Source organism: Scytonema sp. UIC 10036, assembly GCF_009725235.1.
Window position 1 is genome coordinate 18,391 of sequence record NZ_WJFC01000078.1, and the last position, 21,330, is coordinate 39,720.

Annotated in this window: 12 protein-coding genes and 3 pseudogenes; 4 read left to right on the plus strand and 11 right to left on the minus strand. The window is 39.0% G+C overall.

Annotation, left to right across the window (positions count from 1 at the left end):
• Positions 1 to 30: 30 nt before the first annotated feature.
• A pseudogene (locus F7734_RS30685) lies at positions 31 to 868 on the minus strand (IS5 family transposase).
• Positions 869 to 948: 80 nt separating this feature from the next.
• Positions 949 to 2,022 carry a tetratricopeptide repeat protein gene (locus F7734_RS30690; protein ID WP_155748353.1) on the minus strand — a complete coding sequence of 358 codons (1,074 nt, stop codon included), beginning with the start codon at positions 2,020 to 2,022 and terminating at the stop codon, positions 949 to 951.
• 55 nt (positions 2,023 to 2,077) lie between these two features.
• On the opposite strand from F7734_RS30690, the pseudogene F7734_RS64025 reads away from it, so the two are divergent.
• The 3 genes and pseudogenes from F7734_RS64025 to F7734_RS30705 all read left to right on the plus strand — a co-directional run.
• Positions 2,078 to 2,251 (plus strand): annotated as a pseudogene (locus tag F7734_RS64025) (IS4 family transposase); the annotation flags it as partial.
• 69 nt (positions 2,252 to 2,320) lie between these two features.
• Positions 2,321 to 2,479 carry a hypothetical protein gene (locus F7734_RS64035; protein ID WP_243147178.1) on the plus strand — a complete coding sequence of 53 codons (159 nt, stop codon included), beginning with the start codon at positions 2,321 to 2,323 and terminating at the stop codon, positions 2,477 to 2,479.
• Positions 2,480 to 2,727: 248 nt separating this feature from the next.
• Positions 2,728 to 5,622, plus strand: coding sequence for a TonB-dependent siderophore receptor (locus F7734_RS30705; protein WP_155748354.1), 2,895 nt, complete (start codon positions 2,728 to 2,730; stop codon positions 5,620 to 5,622).
• A gap of 243 nt (positions 5,623 to 5,865) precedes the next feature.
• On the opposite strand, the pseudogene F7734_RS30710 reads toward F7734_RS30705, so the two are convergent.
• Positions 5,866 to 7,253, minus strand: a pseudogene (locus tag F7734_RS30710) (IS110 family transposase).
• 338 nt (positions 7,254 to 7,591) lie between these two features.
• Between F7734_RS30710 and F7734_RS30715 the strand changes: the two are divergent.
• Positions 7,592 to 8,230, plus strand: coding sequence for an ABC transporter substrate-binding protein (locus tag F7734_RS30715; RefSeq protein WP_166482253.1), 639 nt, complete (start codon positions 7,592 to 7,594; stop codon positions 8,228 to 8,230).
• A 334-nt stretch (positions 8,231 to 8,564) separates the two neighbouring features.
• Here F7734_RS30715 and F7734_RS30720 read toward each other — a convergent pair whose 3' ends face one another.
• The 8 genes from F7734_RS30720 to F7734_RS30755 form a co-directional block, all read right to left on the minus strand.
• The gene (locus F7734_RS30720; RefSeq protein WP_155748356.1) at positions 8,565 to 9,422 is read right to left on the minus strand and encodes an oxidoreductase; all 858 of its coding nucleotides are present in this window, start codon (positions 9,420 to 9,422) and stop codon (positions 8,565 to 8,567) included.
• A 556-nt stretch (positions 9,423 to 9,978) separates the two neighbouring features.
• The gene (locus F7734_RS30725; protein WP_155748357.1) at positions 9,979 to 11,286 is read right to left on the minus strand and encodes an MATE family efflux transporter; all 1,308 of its coding nucleotides are present in this window, start codon (positions 11,284 to 11,286) and stop codon (positions 9,979 to 9,981) included.
• A gap of 4 nt (positions 11,287 to 11,290) precedes the next feature.
• Entirely contained in the window at positions 11,291 to 12,322 is a 1,032-nt protein-coding gene (locus F7734_RS30730; RefSeq protein WP_155748358.1) for a sucrase ferredoxin, read from the minus strand.
• 78 nt (positions 12,323 to 12,400) lie between these two features.
• Positions 12,401 to 13,264: an SDR family NAD(P)-dependent oxidoreductase gene (locus F7734_RS30735; protein WP_155748359.1), complete on the minus strand. Its 864-nt coding sequence runs from the start codon at positions 13,262 to 13,264 to the stop codon at positions 12,401 to 12,403.
• 135 nt (positions 13,265 to 13,399) lie between these two features.
• Positions 13,400 to 14,740, minus strand: a complete 1,341-nt coding sequence (locus tag F7734_RS30740) for a cytochrome P450 (protein ID WP_155748360.1) — start codon at positions 14,738 to 14,740, stop codon at positions 13,400 to 13,402.
• 50 nt (positions 14,741 to 14,790) lie between these two features.
• On the minus strand, positions 14,791 to 16,170 hold the full coding sequence (locus tag F7734_RS30745; RefSeq protein ID WP_155748361.1) for a cytochrome P450: 1,380 nt from the start codon (positions 16,168 to 16,170) through the stop codon (positions 14,791 to 14,793).
• Positions 16,171 to 16,189: 19 nt separating this feature from the next.
• The gene (locus F7734_RS30750) at positions 16,190 to 20,284 is read right to left on the minus strand and encodes a non-ribosomal peptide synthetase (protein ID WP_155748362.1); all 4,095 of its coding nucleotides are present in this window, start codon (positions 20,282 to 20,284) and stop codon (positions 16,190 to 16,192) included.
• Positions 20,285 to 20,524: 240 nt separating this feature from the next.
• Positions 20,525 to 21,286 (minus strand): class I SAM-dependent methyltransferase, encoded by a 762-nt coding sequence (locus F7734_RS30755; RefSeq protein ID WP_243147180.1) that lies wholly within the window; start codon positions 21,284 to 21,286, stop codon positions 20,525 to 20,527.
• Between the last annotated feature and the right edge of the window lie 44 nt (positions 21,287 to 21,330).

Below are 21,330 nucleotides of genomic sequence, written 5' to 3' on the forward strand. Positions count from 1 at the left end.
AAATTTAAGAGAGTGTTTATAAAAAAAATCTTAAGCAGTTGAGCAACGATGATTACGACCTAATCGACGTAACATCAGATGTGTCATAGCGGCGTATATCATGGTTTCACTTGTTTGGGGATGGTATTCGTAATCCTTGCTTAAACGACGATAGCGACCTAGCCATGCAAGTGTACGCTCTACAATCCAACGTCGAGGCAATACTTTAAAACCCGAAGTGTCATCAGAGCGTTTGACGATCTCAATTACACAACCAATAAAATATTTGACCCAATCAACTAGTCTTCCTGCATATCCGGCATCTGCCCAAATTAAATGTAATTTGGGGAAAGAATTGCAAATTTTGTCGAATACAAGCTTTGCTCCATCTCGATCTTGAATCGAAGCTGCATGTACAACAACCATTAAAATGAGACCCATCGTATCAACAAGGATATGGCGTTTGCGACAAAGAATCTTTTTTCCGGCATCGTAGCCCTTGACTCCTCCTTTTTCAGTCGTTTTCACTGTTTGAGAGTCTATAATTCCGGCAGATGGCTCTGGAGATCGTCCTTCAAGTTCTCTGAGCTGCGATACGCCTTTAGGCGTTAAGCTTTGCTTATCGCAATGCTGAATGGATTTTTTGCCATATGCCTTTTCGCTGCCAGCGTTGAAAATACGAGTATACAGTTTGCCATGCTGGTAAATCATGCGGCATCATCCGCCACGAGCAGCCTGCGCGCAAAATGTAAAAAATTGCATTGATCACCTCTCGCATATCGACTTCACGCTTTTTTCCACGTTTTCGCTTCCGTTCGGCTGGAATCATTGATTTAATCAAATCCCACTCGCTATCGTCCATGTCTGTGGGATAAGGTTTTCGGCTCATGGCACTCGACTCAAATACGACCACCGTCTTTTTTAAGATACCTATTCTCGGGAATGATTGCAGTGCTCTTTACTTTTTATTTATAAACACCCTCTCAGGCGATCGCAGTAGGCATTACCCAAATTATTTAGCACTGATGCCCACATTTCTGGTTCGTCAGAGCGTGTATAGACCTGCAATGCTTGGTTGTAACATTCTATCGCTAGTTCCAGATTATCCGCTCGGTTACCACAAACACGCTCTTTGTAGGCAAGTCCAAGATTGTTTTGTGCTCTCGCCCACATTTGGGGAGAGCGAACGAGTGTGAATTCGGTGCATGCTTGTCGATAACACTCTATCGCTCTTTCTATATTATCTGCTCGTTCACCACGAATACGCTCCCAATAGGCAAGCCCGAGATTAACTTGCGCTCTTGCCCAATCATCGGGGAAGTCTAAGTGTTTGTACTCCTGCAACGCTTGATTGTAGTAGTGAATTACTAGCTCTAGATTATCTGCTCGTTCACCACGGATGCGATCGCCCTTGGCGCAAGCCGTACCCGGCTTATCGCACAAAGCCAGCGCGATATTACTTTGTATCGTTGCCCATGCATGAGGAGAGCGATCGCGTGTGAAAACTGTGGCTGCTATCTGATAGCCGATAATTGCAATTTCTATGTTAACTTCATTGTTGCCAAGAGCAAAACCCTTTATGAGGTTACTGAATTCGACAAGAGTTGCTGCAGTATATTGTGCTGCTATTTCCGACAAAGAAGGCAGAGTAGCTCTTGCCCAAGCTTGTAGCACATAAGCCAAATTCTCATTGAGCTTGTCTTGATTTGCTACCAATAACAGGTACGCCATTTGTGTGTTAGGATTATCTTGGATTGTCTGCAACACTTCAACTAAAAAAGTTTGGTAAAGCTCCAAATTTTGAGGAGTTGCTTGATTGTTTAAAGAAGATGCTAACTCCTGACTGAGATTTAGTAACCAATCTGCTGTATAGTTGCGACCAACTGAAACCATATCATCTGCGACTTGTCCCATTACCTGCACGAACCCTTCATCTATCCATTGAGAGTTGGCTGCTAATATCTTCATCACTTCCCGATCGCTGGAGCAATTGAGCAAGGCGGCGATTACGTTTAAATAAATCCGGCTTCTTTGTTCGTCCATATGACTACTGGCTCGAGCTAATGCACGTTGTATTGGCTTAATACTGCGGAAATTGCGCGAAAAAAGGCGACACAGCAGTTTTTATATCGGATTATTTGGTCAAACATGGGTTAATTTTATGGAATCATGTGAAGATTTAGTCACGGAATTAATGAGACTATATCGTAATAAGTGGAAGTATTATCAACAAGGTCTAAGAGCTAGGTCACTGATTCTACGTGTATCCTAGCCCTTTTGTCACCCCGTCACGGCAAACGGATCGATCGGTAATTATGAGCCATACCAATTTCCAATCCCCGTGAGAAAGGAGATATACACAGCGGTAGATTGGCAAGTATTTGAGAAACTTCAGCGTTATATCAGAAGAATCGACTGCGGTTGCGAGATGACGCTTTTGGCATACTCGGCGATGGCGCAGGGCGATCGCGTAGCTCATACAGCTATTTTGGCTTTTTGAAATACTTGCTGAAAAAGTAGTCTTAGCTACTAAATACAATCTCTAATTATGTATCAAGCAAATATCTAGCTTAAAAATAATTGTTGCTTGGTATCCAAAACTAAATGAAAAAAACTGTTAACTATCTTGTGTCTTCTATCAGTTCATAATAGAATTTAATGAATTTCAACTTAAATGACAAACTTTTTTAAAAAGCGTCATTGTGTCTTCAGTACAACCAACTAGTGTGAGTGAGTGTGAGCAGATAAATGAAGTTAGATAAATTGTTTCAAAGCCTGCATCTGACAGGTGCGGTTATTCTTTTGATAGGCACTCCAGCGATATGCGAGGAAGTACGAGAAGATGGAATAGGCGAATATTATACCGCGACGGGAGGGAAATCTACATTAGATGAGAAGGTTGGAGTTACAGATGAAGAATTTGCGTTGCCAAAGGCGGGCGTAGCCATCGCCAAATCTCCAGTATTAACTCCCAGTACAAGGAAACCTCGACTCAAAGAGTCTCAAATTGCAAATTTACTGCCCAGAGCAAAGGCGAATGAAGCAAGTAAAAACATTCCCCGACTGAGTGAGATCAAACTTCCCGCGACTAGCGCCAGAATGCTGGTACAGACACCTTCACCAACTAACTCCCCTAATCCAGAACAAACAAATGGGGATCAAGTTGTACCAATCACGGGAGTAAAGGCAAATCCCACTCCCAAAGGTGTGGAGGTGATTTTAGAAACGACGGCTGGAACTCAACTGCAAGTTATAAATCGTAGTACGGGTAATAATTTTATTGCCGATGTATCTGGCGGACAATTGCGGTTACCGTCAGGCGATGCTTTTACATTTCGTTCGGAAAAACCCATTGCGGGAATTACTCAGATAACAGTTACGAATATTGATGCAAATACTGTGCGGGTGACAGTGGTGGGTGAGAAGGCTTTGCCCACAGTTGAGTTACTTGATGATAATGCAGGGCTGGTTTTTGCAGTAGCATCTACAGCCACATCTGCACAAACCCCAGAAACACCAACCGAAGAACAGCCGAACCCCTCCCTTCCCTCCCCTTCGCAAGGGGAGGGAAGGGAGGGGTCAGAACAACCCGCAGCGCAACAAGATGAGCCGATTGAATTGGTTGTTACGGGGGAACAGGATAGCTATAACGTACCCAATGCGAGTACAGGGACGCGAACGGATACACCATTGCGGGATATTCCCCAGTCGATTCAGGTAGTGCCAAGGCAGGTACTTGAAGACCGCAATGTTAACAGGTTAAGCGAAGCACTCGAAACAGTCAGTGGCGTTACCTCTGAAGACTCCGGTTATGGGATATCAGGCGGTGCTAGAATCCTCAGAGGATTTAGACAAGTAGGCAACTTCCGCAACGGATTTCCTCAAGGTAATGAGTTCTATACGTTAGAACCAGTTGGAACAATTGAGCGCGTGGAAGTTCTCAAAGGTCCCGCCTCAGTTCTCTTTGGTTCCCTAGAACCCGGTGGAATAGTTAACACGGTTACGAAGAAGCCTTTGAGCGAGCCTTATTACAAAATTGAACTTCAAGCGGGAAATCGTAGTTTTTTCCAACCCATTATTGACTTCTCAGGTCCTCTAACGACTGACAAAAAAGTGCTTTACCGACTCATTGCTGGGTATGAGAATTCAGACGACGTTAGAGATTTTGTCAATTTTGACCAGATTTCAGTTGCCCCCTCGATCACAGTGAACTTTAGCGAGCGTACTAATCTGGATCTGTACTATGAATTTACCCGTACCTCTGGAAACCTTGGTTTTTTTGCTCCTGCTATTTTGCGTGAGGATAGTAGCTTACTATCTCCTCGAAACTTCCTTTCAACTTATCCCAGTCTAGATGAAGGGTCGTACCAAACACAAAAATTTGGATATACTTTTAAACATAGCTTTAACGATAACTTGCAACTTCGGAATAATCTTGCAGTAACGTTGGATCGCTACGAACAAAACGGAGTTCTCTATGGTGAATTACGAGATGATCGCTTCTTAGTATTCACCAATGGTTTTGGTCAGGATTCTTTTACTAATCGAAGCACCTACTTTGGGCAGATCGACTTGTTGGCAAAATTCAAAACTGGCTCGATTTCGCACCAAGTTGTGGTAGGTTTTGATGCAGATATATCTGAAGTTGAACAAAATCCTCTTTTGTACGATCTCAGTGGTATACCCGATCTCGATATCTTTAATCCAAACTACGATATACCAACACCTGGCTTTATTTCGCCAAACCGAGGGCAGGATGTTTATGCTTTTGACTCATACGGGGTCTATCTTCAGGATCAAATTGAATTTAGTGATAGCCTAAAATTCCTGATTGGAGGTCGCTATGATTGGGTATCCACTGATTTTGACTTAACGGTGTTTGGGGATGGAAGAACGCAGCGAAGCGATGAAGCCTTTAGCCCTCGACTGGGTTTAGTGTATCAACCCAGTGAAACAGTTTCTCTTTATGCCAGCTATAGTCGTTCTTTTAGACCCTCTTTTTACGCTCGTTCAGCAGATGGAGAAAGAAGTTTTGAGCCAACTAGGGGAACTCAGTACGAAGTCGGGGTTAAAGCAGAATTTTTAGACGGGAGGCTTTCAACGACTCTAGCTGCCTATCACTTGACTAGAACAAATGTGCTCACGCCCGATCCTGACCCAATACGGGCAGCTCAAGGTTTTTCTGTTCAAACTGGAGAACAGCGCAGTCAAGGGATTGAATTGGATATTGCAGGTGAGATTTTGCCCGGTTGGAAAGTAATTGGTTCCTATACTTACACGGATGCGGAAGTAACTAAGGATAACTCTTTTCCTGTTGGTAATCAATTAGACAACGTGCCAGAACACCAAGCTAGTCTCTGGACAACTTACGAAATTCAGGAGGGCGATCTGAAGGGATTAGGATTTGGCTTGGGACTATTTTATGTAGGCAAACGTCAGGGTGACTTAGCCAACTCATTTCAATTAGATGATTACTTCCGAACTGATGCTGCTATTTTCTATAAAAGAGATGGTTTTCGGGCAGCAATAAATGTTCGTAATTTATTTGATACAGACTATGTTACTTATGCTGAAGGAAGAATATTTCCTGTTGTAAGAGGTAAACCTTTCACAATTGTAGGCTCTGTCAGTTGGGAGTTTTAACTCGCGATTCAAAGTAGTAGATAACTCCTAAGAAACACATCCCATGGCAGAAGATTTGGTAGAGGCGTAACGATTTAAAGAACGCGTTTAATTTTTCATGATAATTATCACGCTTGATTATCATGAAACAGCGTGTTACATGAGTGTTTTTATAATGCATGAAGTGATTGGGAGTTAAACCGTCGCCTGAGTCATGCGTTGATTTTTAAGTAACGCTTCTATTACTGAGGTAATGAAAGCATCTTACACAGCGCACTGTTCCTCATTGATTGTAGGCTGAGCAATTAAATCAAACCCCAAAGAGTGAGCTTTTTTCTTTAAGTTGTTCACCATACGTTCATGGTACTTTTGTTCAAAAGCATCAACACCAGGGTCTGCAAAGGCTGCTCCTGATGTCCAGAGACGATAGAAAATACGTGCTTTGTTTGTGAGCAGCCGCAGTAATTGCCTTTGGTGCGCCCATGCGAGACTGCATTCGTCTGTAAAATCCTCCCAAGGCAGAATTGCTGCGACAAAGTGTTTGTGCGGCCATGCGAAAAGCATTTGCGGCCCGATTGATAACAGGGCGAGTTTTAGAGCTTTTGACCTTACCGCCAGTTACGCGACTACCAGGACATAACCCTAACCAAGAAACGAAATGCTTAACTGTGGGAAAACGAGACGGGTCTAATCCGACTTCAGACAATATAATCAACACAGTTAAAGCTCCTAAACCATTGATTTGAGTAAAATCTACGCCTGTGATGCGATATAGATGAGTGCGTAAATCAAACTGGGGAGCATTTCCTGGTTGTTTTTTGCCACGACGTTTCGGTTTACCAAGAGGGTTAATCTTAACGTCTACTTTATCTGTGAATTGAGCTAGACACTGCTCGATTTGAGCATCGCATTCACTTATTTGTGTCTGGTAGAATTTATAAAGCCCTAGCTCTTGTGACAAAATAAACACTAGTTCTGGTCTATAATCCCCAGTCAAAGCAGCAGCGATACTCGTACAACTTGCTCTAATATGTTCGTCTTTTAGTTCAGACAACTTCTTTGGGTCACGCTCACCAGAAACAATCGCATTGATAATTGCCATACCTGTAGTACCCGTAATGTCACTAATAACAAGGGTGCAATTGTATGTTCATTTCAGTCAAAGCTTTTTGCATTCTTTGTACGTGGACACAAGCACTTTTAATGAGGTTGTCCCGTTGTCGCATATAACTACGAAGGATACAAATTTGGTCGTCTGGACGAAATGAACCTGCTAGCAAACCATAAGTATGCAACTGTTGCAACCACTGGCAATCTAGTACGTCAGTTTTACGGCCTGGTACAGTTTTTACAGAGTGAGCATTAACAAGTTTTACCTCAAATCCCTTACTTTCGAGAATTTGGAATACAGGTATCCAGTAAACTCCCGTTGATTCCATTGCTACAGTTTCGATTCGACAAGATTTTAACCAGTCCGCCATCGCATATAACTCAGCAGTAAAACAACCGAAACTGCGTACAGAGTCTTTATCCCTATCTGTTGGAACACTTACCCAGTGTCTGTCTGCACCAATATCTATCCCTGCTGCATTTGAGTTGATTAATGGTAAATTAGAATTTGGTGACTTTGGTTGCGATTCTTTTTTGCTCATAGTAGCCTCCGTCATCGCAATTACATTTTTCACAGTATTTATGTACCCCGACCTGAGTGAGGTGTCCAAATCTAATCTCCTAAACGGGATAGTGACAATTCAACAGTCACTTCACCGCAAGGTACCAATTTCACTCAGAACCAGGCTGATATACGGGCGTAATTAACACCACTGTTAACACGGTTTTGACTGTCAGGGTAACTATTAATTGTAAGTCTAAAGCTCTCAAATTTCCCTTGAATTTCCTGTGTTTCTTATATATATCACTTGCGGCGTAGTCCGCTAGTCGGAGGCTGGTTGAAGGAATTGAAATAGTAGGAGTAGAACCCACTCCTTCTGTGGAAAGGATTTTAAAACTAAAACCAGACTTAATTCTTATGGCAGATCAATTTGAACCAGCATACGAACAACTATCAAAAATTGCCCCTGCTGTACTCATAGATATATGGAAAGATAGAATACCTATAAAAGCAAATTTTCGATATATTGCAGAAATTGTGGGAAAAGAGAAGGAAGGAGAAGAAGTACTTGCTCGATACCAAGAGCGCATTTCAAAGTTTAAGAATCAGTTAGGCGATCGCTTACTGAATTCAGAAATCTCAGTTCTTGGCTATTATCAAAATCAGCTTTTTCCTCCAGCCAATTGGGCAAGCTACTTCCAAGTTTTCCAAGATATTGGTTTACCAATTAAACCGATCTTGCTAAGAAAAGAAGAATATAGTAATATCAGTATCGAGGCAGTCGGCGATTTTGAGGCTGACATCATGTTTTTTACTGAGCTTAATAACCCTTCAAAACCTCTATATCAGAATCCTTTGATCCAATTTCTAAAAGCTGTTAAGAACAATCGAGCTTATATTGTTGATGGAAGTATCTGGGAATTCTATAGTCCCATTGGTATAAATCTTTTTCTTGATGATCTTTCTAAATATCTGCTAGAGATCCGGTACAGTAATCACAACTTCAGGTTAGGATGACCAAAGAGGCTGACACAAGAGTTGTGCGGTGTCCAGTTATGTAAATTTGTGTAAAGTAGTTCTCATTTAAGGGGAGTAGGTTTAAAGGCATAGAACTGCCCTTGTGGCACCCAAAGCGTGGAGTTATCAAAAGCGGAGCAGGCGATTATTAATCATATCAAACGTGCCAAACTGTTTATTTTCTGGCGGCAAGTGTATCAAAAATTATTCGGTTGAATTTCACGCCAGAGTTAGCAAACAACTTTGATGTCAGTGGTTACTTAGCCGATGCATTGAAGAACCGCACGTTAGTGAAGACTTGATTGCAAAAAGCGATCTCATTTCGAGGGGTGTGTTAATAGTCATCAAAATTAGTACTCATAGATACTTCCCTCCAAGCATCTAATTCTGATTTTATAAACTCCAATGCACCTTCAATCACTTCTACTGTATCTGGTCCCAGCGCTAATCTAATTGGTGGGTTATCACTATCGACTGCTTTAATCATGGCTAGAGCAGCTTTTCTAGGGTCACCAAGTGCATTTAAATCGTGATCCCACATATCTTGACGCATATTTCCAATTGATACTTCATAATCCTTAATTTGAGTATCAGTTACGACAACAGAACGCTTGATAAAATCAGTACGGAAAGCACCAGGTTCAACAATAGTAACCTTAATACCGAATGGAGCCACTTCACTCGCCAAACTTCCGGAAATTCCTTCTACTGCAAGTTTACTACTGTTGTAGAATCCCCAAGCATTAGCAGTACTAAAACAACCTATTGATGAAACATTAAGGATATGACCACTGCGTTGCTGTCGCATATAAGGTAATACTGTCCGTTGCATGTCTAAAACACCAAAAAAGTTTGTTTCAAATAGACGACGAACCTCCTTATCACTGACTTCTTCAATTGCTCCAATAGTTGACACTCCGGCATTATTGACAAGTACATCAATGCGTCCATATTGAGCAATTGCCTGCTTTACTGCTTCTCGCACCTCTTCGGGTTTCGTGACATCAAGTTGCACAGCGATTGCAAGGTCTGGGTATTTTGCAGCTAAATCTTGAACTTTCTGCGGATTTCGTGCTGTTAAAACCACTGCTTCACCCTTTTCTAGTACCGCTTCAGCTAAAGCTCTGCCAAGACCGCTTGAAGTACCGGTAATAAACCACACCCGTTGTTGATAATTAGAGGATGTAACCATGAAAAATCTCCATTAAGTAATAAAACATAGTGAAACGGACACTTACTTACTGTTTCTCTTGATGATGAGGTGTACTAAGCATTAGAGGATGTTTGAAAAGTTATGATTGATGTATCAAATATTTTTTACCCCACCCTAACCCTCCCCTTATAAAGGGGAGCCACTGCGCCATCGCGGCAATGCCCGACTTGAAGCATGTGGCGTGAGGAACTGAATTTCTCTCATTTCCCCCTTTATAAGGGGAGCCACTGCGCCATCGCGGTTTCCCGACTTGTAGCAAGTGGCGTGGACTAAGGGGGGTAATCATGTGATTAAAATGACAGTCAACCACTTTTCAAACACCTCTTAGATGCTGTTTCCTCCTTTGATAATCTTTTTACTAACTCGTTCATGTAATTATCTTCAACTAAGAATCATTTGTATTTTGACTTTATATAACAAAATTATATGTAAAAGCTCATATTTTCTTTTATTAAATTTCAAATGATTATCAAAATAACTTATGTATAATTAAGCTTATATAAATGTCTAAATTCTTTCGCTGTCAGCAAAAAAACTACCAACATAAATATACAATCTCCAAGATTGAACCGATATATATACCTCTTAAACCAATTATCTTGGAGAAAAATATCATCATTGGCACATTCAATACTATGCTTTTCAAAAATAGTGCTAATAAAACAACTTTAGGCTTACCGATAGAGAGGAAAAGGGTATTACTACAGTAAGCTAAAGGCCATATTGGTATTAGTATATTGAGTATCCTAAAATTAATTACATCCTCTCCAGTAAAATTAACACCTGGTAAAATTATATTTAAAAATGTCTTTGGAGCTATTTGTAAAGGTAGCCAAATAAGTAATAGTAATGCAGATCCTATTATTACGAAAAGTAAATATGCGTTCTTAACCCTTCTGTACTTCTTCGCCCCATAATTCATGCCTATTACTGGTTGTAATGCTTGTGCAAAGCCAACACTAGGAATGAGCATCAGTGAATTCAATTTCATTGTTGCACCGAAAAAAGCAATATCGATATTCTTTCCGTAATCGGAAATTAAATTAAACATCACTAATTCTTGAACTAATATCACCACTGGAAAAAATATTGAAGACACTCCTATTGAAAATATTTCTGTAAGTAAGTCTATCGCGAGCACTATTTTTTTAATATGAACAGGGATAATGCTTTTACCTGTAATAAAATAAGATAGATTCAGAATACTAGAAACCACCATTGCGATAACTGTAGCCAGAGCGATGCCTTGGATTCCCCAATTATATACAGTGATGAATATATAGTTTAATAAAACATTAATACTCACAAAAATCAAGTTAAATATTGTATTCAATCTAATCTTTCCTTCTGAATTTATAACCTCCCCAAAAGCTTCTCCCAATATCAAAAATATAGAACCTAATACATATATTTTTAAATACTTTGTACCTTCTGAGGCAACTTCACCATTCCCGCCCATGAATGCAATTAATTCTTGACCAAATATATAACCAATAATTGTAATGAAAGAAGAAATTACAATACTTAAAATTATAATATTTCCAAATAATTTGGATTGAGTCTTAACCTCTCCAGATCCAATAGCTCGACTAAGAACAGAAGCAGAGCCTACTCCTATCAAGCCAGCAAATCCATTGACTAAAGATGTAAGTGGCATTGCTATTGAGATACCAGCTAAAGCATTTTCACCAATGAACCTTCCTGCAAATAAAGCATCGATAAAGCTGTTTAAACTAAGCATTAATACCCCCAAAATACTGGGTATTGACAGCTTAAACATTAATTTAATTAAATTACCTTGAAGGATTTCGTTTGTAATTTGAGATTGTTTTGGTGAAGTCATTTATTTACTCAACTTTAGCCAAATGGCTAACACGATACTGCTTTACTGCTTCTAGTTCGATTTCTTTTGCTGAATTAAATGCGGTCATCACTTCTCCACAAACTTCGATTTTGGCTTTATAGGCACCTTTTGTACTACTATCTGGGTCTGTAAAATTAATCCGAACTTCTACCCAGTCAGGCTCTTGCCCTTCGGCCACTTGTTCCATTGTCATTACTTTTCCCGCTTTCAAATAGTTAAGCCAATTCCATCCAAACTGCATCCAAATTTCGCGCTCGGCTATTTGCTCAAATTTGCTTAAACCAGTCCATCCTCGGTAGTATTGACGCACACCAAATACTGAACCATTTCGCTTTACCAGTAAATCCAATATTTCTGGTTCAATATGTCCCCACAAACATCCTTGAGGTAAATCAATTAGGGTAGGAGCAAATTGATGACCGCCAAAGTGAGTTGTTTGCCATACTCTTAACTTTCCATTGGAAGCAGGAGCATATTCCTTACGTAATCGCCGATATATAGGAGTGCCAAATCTGCCACAAGCAAGGTCTACTTGAGCATGGGTGCAAACCATGAGTTCGCGAATGTGACTCGTTTGTTGTTGATACTGCTGAAATTCTGATAAATCGTTGGGTTGTTGCATTAATTGCTTGAATATTGCTGTCACTAAAGCAGCAGCTTCGCTTTCTGGAACAACAAACTCCTGTTTCTCAAACTGAGAAAATAGCTTTGCAGGGCGATAGTAGTACAACACACGGGTAAAACCAGGATAGGAATACTCGAGATCGGGAGCAATTAGTATCGGTTTTAACTTAATTCTATGCTGAAAAACTAACTCTTGAAACAAACCCAACACTGATTTGAGAGTTGGATTTTCCTCAAAGATATTTTGCGACCAAGGCAGGGGAATTTCCATCATTAACCAATAGTCACAAGTATCTGCTGTACCAATTGGGTCTTCTCCATTAGTTTTGGAAACTAAGGAGCAAAAACGACAATATTTTGTAAGAAATTCGTGAGTATGTTGAATTGGCATATTGACTATACTGGACTTTAGTTGTTCTTCTTAAGGAAGAAAATACAAATTAACTATTAATTAAATCTCATATTTTCATTAATCCTTAAAAAGATTGTCATAAAAATACTGGTGGGTTACTAACCTTTTATACAACGCATACAGCTTCCACTTCCACGGTGATCGCACGACAAAATATTGTCTTCTAGGCTTGGGAGCTTCCAGAGCCTTTAATATAGCGTCTGTAACTTTTTCAGATGGTAAACCTGTGGTGCGATTTCCCTGCACGGATTCTTCTATACATACTTGAAAATTCTTACCATAAATAGCTTTCATTTCGGGTGACATATTAGCTAATACTTTTTTACCATCAGCTTCTACTTTGTCAGCCTGCTCTGGAGTGATTATTCCCTCTGGCAATATAGACAATACTTCAATTCCACTGGAACGTAACTCCATTCGTAAAGAATCTGTGATTGCCTCAAGTGCGATTTTGGATGTAGATAATAGCGCTCTGTATGGTAAAGCGAATCTACCACAAATTGCACTAATATTAATAATTCTACTTTTCGTCTTTCTTAGCATTGGCAAAAAGGCTTGTGTGACAGCTATCTGACCTATAACATTTATTTCAAAATTCCGTCTTATATCATCTATTGGTATACATTCTAATGGTCCGTCAAACCCAGTATATGCATTGTTAATTAACGCAAATAATCCCTCAGCACTGATTGCCAAGGAGACAAATTCTGAAGCAGATTTTATTTCTTCCACTTTTGTGATGTCCATGATAATCGGTGTTAAATCTCCAGATACAACTTGCTTAAGAGCTTCCGCATCTTTTTCTGTGCGGACTCCTGCAAATACTCTATACCCTTCCTCAGTAAGTTTAAGCGCGATCGCTCGACCAATACCTGTGGATGTTCCTGTGATAACGACCGCACCTTTATTACTCTTGGTCATATTTATTTCCTCAATGATGAATTGTATTTTTAACTTGAAAAGGTCAGTTGATAAATATGGCATATCGACTGAATGAAGAATTTAATTTTATACTTAAAACAAGCAAAAAATAAGTAACTATTAATGTCATGAGTTTTAACGCCGACCATGAAAAACCATTTTTACACCACTCCTTGGATGACACTGATCGTCAAAACGCTTGTGCCCTTCTGGTTGCTTGTTAACCAACTCTAATTTATAGTTGGAAAGAATAGTTGCTAATACAAGCTTCATTTGAAATATAGCGAAAGGTGCTGCAATGCAATTACGAGCACCACCACCGAAGGGTAGAAATTCATAATGAGAAAATTTTCTTTCTAGAAAACGCTCTGGCTTAAATTGTTTTGGCTCTGGATATAAATCTTCACGTTGATGTGTTGAATAAATATTACCAATCAGTACTGTACCCGGAATTAACTCATAGTTCATTATTTCTACTGGAGACTCTACCAGTCTCGGTAACATAAACATTGGACTGGAAAGAATTCGTAAAGATTCGTTGCAAACAGCACTAAGGTAGGGTAATGCAACAATATTCATAGGATCTGGATTTTCACCAAGACCATCAAGTTCATCAAGGAGTTGATCGCGAACATCTCTTAAACGGTGAACCCAATATAAACACCAGATAAGCGAATGTGCAGCACCATCCCTACTTGCGAATATAGGCAAAAACAGTAGGTCACCTATCTCCTCATTACTTAATGCTTTACCTGTTTCATCACAGGCAAGTATGAGATCGCAGAGCATATCAGTGTGTGAAGAATCTATCTGCTTCCGACGTTCTTGAACTTCATCATATAAAAATTGAAGTATTTTTTTATAGAGGTTATTGCGGTATCCCTGCGGACTCCATCGACCTAAATCCAATCGTGCAAAAGAAAGTTCTTTAACAAGAAGATCATACAGAAAAGATTCTTCATACTTCATCAAAGAAGTAAATAAATGCTTGATTTTTTTGTAACGTTCTCCTTCTCGTAACCCTATCACAATCTCTATCGCTATTTGCAAAATAATCTTTACTACTATGTCATAAGCAGTGAAAGTCTTTCCAATCGTCTGTTGATTAATAATTTTTTTCGTTATTTCGCAAATCTTTAGCCCACTTGCGTTCATCCGCTCTCCGTGGTACGTCTTCATTAAAAGAGGACGACGATGTTTGTGAACTAAGCCCTCAATTTCAAGGATTCCTTGCTGTCCTATTGTCAAAGTGGGATCTCGAAAAAATATACTAGAGTCTGTAATTTCTTTGGTATTACTAAAAATCTGCTTTATTCCTAAGGGATTACTGACATAAACAAATGGTGTAGAACCAAACATTACAGTTACAATGTCACCATAGCGCTTGTAGATAGAATCCAGGTAGGCAAGTGGATTATGCTTAATTTGCTGATTTAATAGCCAAGTGGGTGTTTTCACTTTTGGAGGTAGTGTCATAAATATTACTTACTCCAGTATCAATGCAGAGGAATGAAAAACTCCAGAGATTAAATTAGATCGACCGCTAACAGTTGTGACTTTCCTTGACGTTGACGAAGACCACGCTTGACCATCTTTACGCCGCTAGCAGGATAACAAATCAAACCTCCATATTTGGGGCGTTCAGGATTTTGCTTAACTAGCTCTAATTCGTAACGTGAAAGAATAGTTACTAATATAAGTTTCATTTCAAATAAGGCAAAAGTTGCGCCGATACACACACGAGAACCACCTCCGAAGGGTAAAAACTCATAGGGAGAGAACTGTTTTTCTAAAAAGCGTTCTGGCAGAAATTCTTTTGGCTGAGGATATAAATCTTCATGCTGATGTGTTGAATAAATATTAGCAATAAGCACTGTTCCCGGATTTAACTTGTAGCCCATCAACTCGACGGTTGATTCTACCAATCTGGGAAATGCAAATAACTGAGTTGGATAAATTCGCAAAACTTCGTTACAAACCGCATTCAAGTAAGGTAATGCGAAAATGCTCATGGGGTCTAGGTTGTCACCAAGACTATCAATTTCTGATAGCAAGCGCGATCGCACAGTAGGTAAACGATGAATCCAGTACAAAGCCCAAGCGATCGCAGTTCCGGAAGCATCGCCAGCCGCAAATATAGGAGATAATAAAAGGTCACGCACTTCCTCATTACTTAGTGGTTGACCTGTCTCATCTTCAGCAAAGATAAGATCGGCAAGCATATCGGTGCGTGAAAAGTCTAATTGATTGCGACGTTCTTCAACCTCTGTCGATAGTAATTGGAAAAGTTCTTGTCGAAGGTGGAGAAAATAACCCTGTGGGCTCCATCGACCTAAATCTCTTTCTCCAAAAATAGTGAGCAGAATCTTATCTATTGGTGATTGTACATTTAATCTCAAAATGGAGGTAAATAAATGCTTAATTTTTTCATGACGTTCTCCTTTATCTATACCCATAACAATTTCTATACCCACTTTTAAGGTAATATCCTCAATTGTTGGGTATGCAATGAAAGGTTTTCCAACTGTCTGCTGACCAATAATCTTTTCTGTGAGTTCGCAGATACGTCGCCCACAGGCTTGCATCCGCGCTCCATGAAAAGTATGCATTAATATTTTGCGCCGATTTTTGTGAATTAAACCATCAAGTTGAAGGACTCCTTTTTCTCCTGTCCCTAAAGCGAAACCTCGGTTTAAATCACCCTTTGCAACAATTTCTTTGGTATTTGTGAAAATTTGCTTGATTCCTGATGGATTGCTTACATAAACTATTGGTGTGGAACCAAACATGAGAGTGACCATATCACCATAACGTTTGGAAATCCTATCCATATAATCAAAGGGATTAGCCTCGAATTGCAGACCTATTAACCAAGAAGGGGTTTTTGGCCCTGGGGGTAGTTGCATAATGTGTTTACTCCCATTATCAATTTAGATTGCATATAGCATTATCGATACAACTTTTTAGTTGTTTAGTTAAATCTTGGATATGAGGTTCAACCAAAATCGAGAAATGATCCCCTGGGATATCAACAGTTTGAATGGGTTGACTAGAACATTTACCCCAACCTAATAGAGGGTCACTACTAGACCATTCTGGATTATCAAAGTCATGAATTATTTCTTCACTAGCTCGAAATATAGTTATGGGTAGGGGATAAACTTGGGGAATGTAATTTCGCATTGCTTGAACATGCAGTTTAAAAAGTTTGTAATAACTGAGAAAATCTTGAATTTCTGCATCACTGAAGATAAAATTTGCCTTTTTATTAATCAAATTTAACTGCTCTGTTAATGGCAAATCTCGAAGTTCTTCAAAAGGTACTGAAAAATCCACATCATTCTCGGTTTTAATTGATTCAGCGATCCGAAGTAAAAACTTAGCATCATCATCCTCCGTAGGTTCAACTATTGTTTCTGGTAATATGGCATCAATGACAACTAATAAACCGACAGTATTACCCTGATTGTGTAATTGTCTTGCCATTTCAAAGGCTAATACACCACCATAACAATGACCACCTAGAAGATAGGGACCATTTGGTTGCACTTTACGAATTTCTTGCAAGTAACGAGCTGCTGTTTCTTCTACCGAAACAATTTCAGGTCTATCTTGTTCTAACCTATCTTCCAAAGCATAAAATGGATAATCTTTACCCAGCCTTCTGGATATATTAAAGTATGGGCTAATATTTCCACCAGCACCATGTATGCAGAAGAATGGTGTCTTGTCTCCTGAAGGGTTAATTGTTACTAAGTGAGAATTGGAAATTTCGCGATATGGTTGACTAACAATCGCAGCTAGTTTTTCAAGAGTTGGGTTTTCAAATAGAGTAGAGATGGGAAGATTATGTTCAAATTTATCATGAATTTGAGCCATTAAGCGAACGGCTAAAAATGAATGACCACCTAATTCAAAGAAGTTATCTGTCACTCCAATAGGGCTAGTATCGAGAAGCTTTTCCCAAGTTTTTGCTAAAGCTAATTCTGTAAAATTTCGGGGAGCAACAAAGGCTTTATTTGTATTTGATTGGATAACATCACTACTTGGCAATGCACGCTTATCTACTTTTCCATTCGGTGTCAGTGGAAGTTTATCCAGTACAATAAAAGCGGATGGTAATATGTAGTTAGGTAGCTTCTGTTGCAAATAGGATAATAGTTGTGTAGTTATATCCTGCTTATCTGTGACAACATAGGCAATCAAACGGGAATTTTCTTGAGCATCATCACTAGTAATTACAACCGATTCTTGCACATCTGAATGTTGTGCGATCGCAGTTGCAATTTCACCTAATTCTACCCGAAAACCCCTAATTTTTACTTGCTCATCATGGCGACCTAAGTATTCAAGATTACCATCTCGGAGGTATCGGACTAAATCACCTGTTTTATAAAGTTTATTTCCAGGTATAAAAGGATTATCAATGTATCTTTCTTGGGTTAATTCTGGGCGATATAAATAACCTTTTGCTAATCCATCACCACCAACATAAAGTTCTCCAATGACTCCTATGGGTGTTGGTTGTAAATCGCGATTCAATACATAAATTTGAGTATTATCTATTGGACAACCAATAGGCACACTATGGGCTTGTTCTGGTAATAAACTAGTATCGTAGTAAGTCGCATTGGCGGAAACTTCCGATGAGCCATAAAGGTTAATTAGTTTGGCAAATGGCATCAATTCTCGGAAAGATTGAACTAACTTAACCGATAATGCTTCTCCGCTAGTTATCCAGAATTTTAGGTGCGTTAATTTTTTAACTAGATGACTATAATTATCTAAAAGTAGTCGTAGTAATGAAGGTACAAGTATAATTCGAGAAACTTGGTGTTGTGCTAGAGATTCTATAAATAATTGCGAGTCTAGTACATCTGAATTACTGATGATTACTGTGGGAATTCCTTTAAGTAAAGGAGCAAAAATTTCCCAGACGGAATCGACAAAACTAATAGCTGTTTTCTGACAGCAAACTTCTCCCTCTCTAAAAGGATAGGTTTTCCATAACCAGTTTAAGCCGTTTACTGTACCGCGATGGGTACCAAGCACACCTTTGGGTGTTCCAGTTGACCCAGAAGTGTAGATAATATAAGCGAGATTATCAGAGGAAGATAGGTTAATGGGATTTTCCAAGCTTTCTTGTGCAATTTCCTCTTTTTGGATATCCAAGCAAACGGTTTTAGCCGCAGATAATGATAGTTTTTCTAAAATTTCTTGCTTACTAATTAACAGCGATGCTTGGGAATCAGAAAGCATAAAATTCAAACGTTCCACCGGATAACTTGGGTCAAGGGGAATGTATGCACCACCAGCTTTGAGAATAGCTAAAATCCCCACTACCATATCTAGGTCGCGTTCCAAACATAGAGCCACCAAAGTTTCTTTTGTTACACCCTGTTTCTGTAAGTAATGTGCCAGTTGATTAACTCTATGGTTCAATTGACAATAAGTTATTTTTTCAGAATCGCTAATTAGTACTACAGATAATGGTGTTAATTCTACTTGCTGCTCAAATAATTGATGCAGAGATACGTCTTGAGGGTAGTCTGCACGAGTTTGGTTAAACTTAGATAATAATTCTTCTTGTTCAGAAGCGGTAAGTAGCGATAATTCACTCAGATGCTGCTCTGGATTTATGACTATATTTTCTAATAAAGTTTGGAAATTATTGATAAATTGGGTAATTGTTCTTGAGTCAAAAATATCTATGTTGTATTCTAACGAACCTGTTAATCCCTCTTCGGATTCAGACATTGATATAAAAATATCTAGTTGAGCGGTACCGCTATCAAACTCCAAAGTACGTAAAGTTAAACCAGACACTTCCTGAACGGAACTTGGAGTATTTTGCAAGACGAACATTACCTCATAAAGCGGATTTCGGCTTAAGTCCCGTTCGGGTTGCAATTCTTCTACAAGCATCTCAAAAGGCAAATCTTGATGTGCATAAGCATCTAGAGTCACCTCCCGTACTCGATGTAAAAGTTGGCGAAAACTGGGATTACCACTGAGATTATTACGTAACACCAAAGTATTAACAAATAAGCCCAGCATCCCTTCCAATTCTGCACGGTTGCGATTAGCAATTGGAGAACCGATTAAGATGTCTTCTTGGTCTGTGTAGCGGTATAGTAATATGTTAAATGCTGCCAGCAAACACATAAATAAAGTAGCGTCTTCTCGCTGACTTAATTGCTTGAGAGCATTAGCTAGGGATGCAGAGAATGTAAAGTACTGCTTGGCACCAGTGAAAGTAGCAAGGTTAGGGCGTGGACGGTCTGTAGGAAGTTGTAGTATTCGTAACTCACCTTGGAGTTGTTGCTTCCAGTAATTTAATTGGGTTGCAAGGAATTCACCCTTCAGGCGAGCGCGTTGCCAAATAGCAAAATCTGCATACTGAATCGGGAGTTCGGGTAAAGGGGAAGGTAGATTTTTTGAGAAAGCAGGATACAGTGATGACAGTTCGCGCAGGAATACATTGCAAGACCATCCATCTGTAATAATGTGATGCATGGTCACCAGCAAAACATATTCCTCTTGGCTTAATCGCAGTAAAGTAGCCCTCACTAATGGACCTTTAGCCAAATTAAAAGATTTTTTTGCTTCCTCTGCTGCAATTTGTTTAACTTCGGGTTCCCAATCTTTACCACATAAATGTTCTAGGTTAATAATAGATACATTCCAAGTAGAATGGGGAAAAATTTCTTGTATTGGCTCTCCATTCACAAGCCTAAAATTTGTCCGCCAAACTTCATGACGCTTCAGAATTTCATTTAAACTTTGCTCAAGTGCTGCAATATCAAGGTTTCCTTGTATGTGAAAAGCTATGGGAATATTGTAGAACGAACTGCCGTGATAAAGTTGGTCAATGAACCACAGCCTTTGTTGGGAAAAAGATAAGGGAATATTCTTACAATTTTGACGTTTGGGAATAATATCAGCTATAAGTTTTCCTCTCTTCCATTTTTCTAAAAGAGCTTTTTTAGCTGGTGATAAATTCGAGTATTGCTTATCCATTTTCATACCTTAAAAATTGTTATTTCAATCAAAATTAAAGTAAAAGTAATCATCCTTTATTAAAACGAGTATATAATTTTCAAAAAATTGAAATTATGCTATTACAATATGGTATAAATAAATCGAAATAAAAAACTTTGTGTAAGTCTATAAACCAAGTTTTTACATCTTGAGCTTATAACTTCTTTGTTATACCTTATTGTACTAGCTCAAACTAAAACTACATTTTCATGCTATAAGTTATTTCCAGCAAATGAAGCATGCACTTTGTGATTCATCTCCAGGACTAATATTACTAATTTCTCTGAAACCCACATTTTCTAAAGCTGACTGAACATCTGATAGTAAATGATCTTTTCTCAACCAAGTAGCATCTGAACGCTTCCAAACCTTATCTATCAATTCAAACCCAGTTACTTCTATTTTCCAGATTTTTTCTTCCGGCTGATAGTGGAACAATTCAATTAAGGCATATTCATCATTTACATAGACATGATTCATATATCCTTCCTCAACTGTTTTACGCATCAATTCTACTAATGGTATCGAAAATATGAATAAACCGTTATTCTGTAGTGCTGTATATACATTTCGGAATACAGATATCAGATCATCGTTGTTTACTATGAAGAGTAATACATCAATTGAAACAACAGCATCAAAAGTAGGTGGTAACTCAAACTGACGTATATCACCAAGGATGAAGTTATTTTCAGGCGCATTCTTTCGAGCATAACTCAATAGTGCTTCTGAAGCATCTATTCCAGTCATTTTATACCCTTTCTTGTGAAGTTGCGAGCCTAAATATCCGCAACCACAACCTAGGTCAAGAATGTGTGCTCCTTCAGGAATATGCGGAAAAAGTATTTGCTCGAAAATAGGTATTACCCCCTCCACTATAAACTCTTCCTTATTCTTAAATTCATTTTGCAACCGAGCAATGGATTCGTAATTTGGAGGATTATGGGCTAAAGACAAAAAAAGCTTGCTGGATGTAGTCATAGAAAATTATTCCTATTTTTATATAAGGAGTATTGCGAAGATAA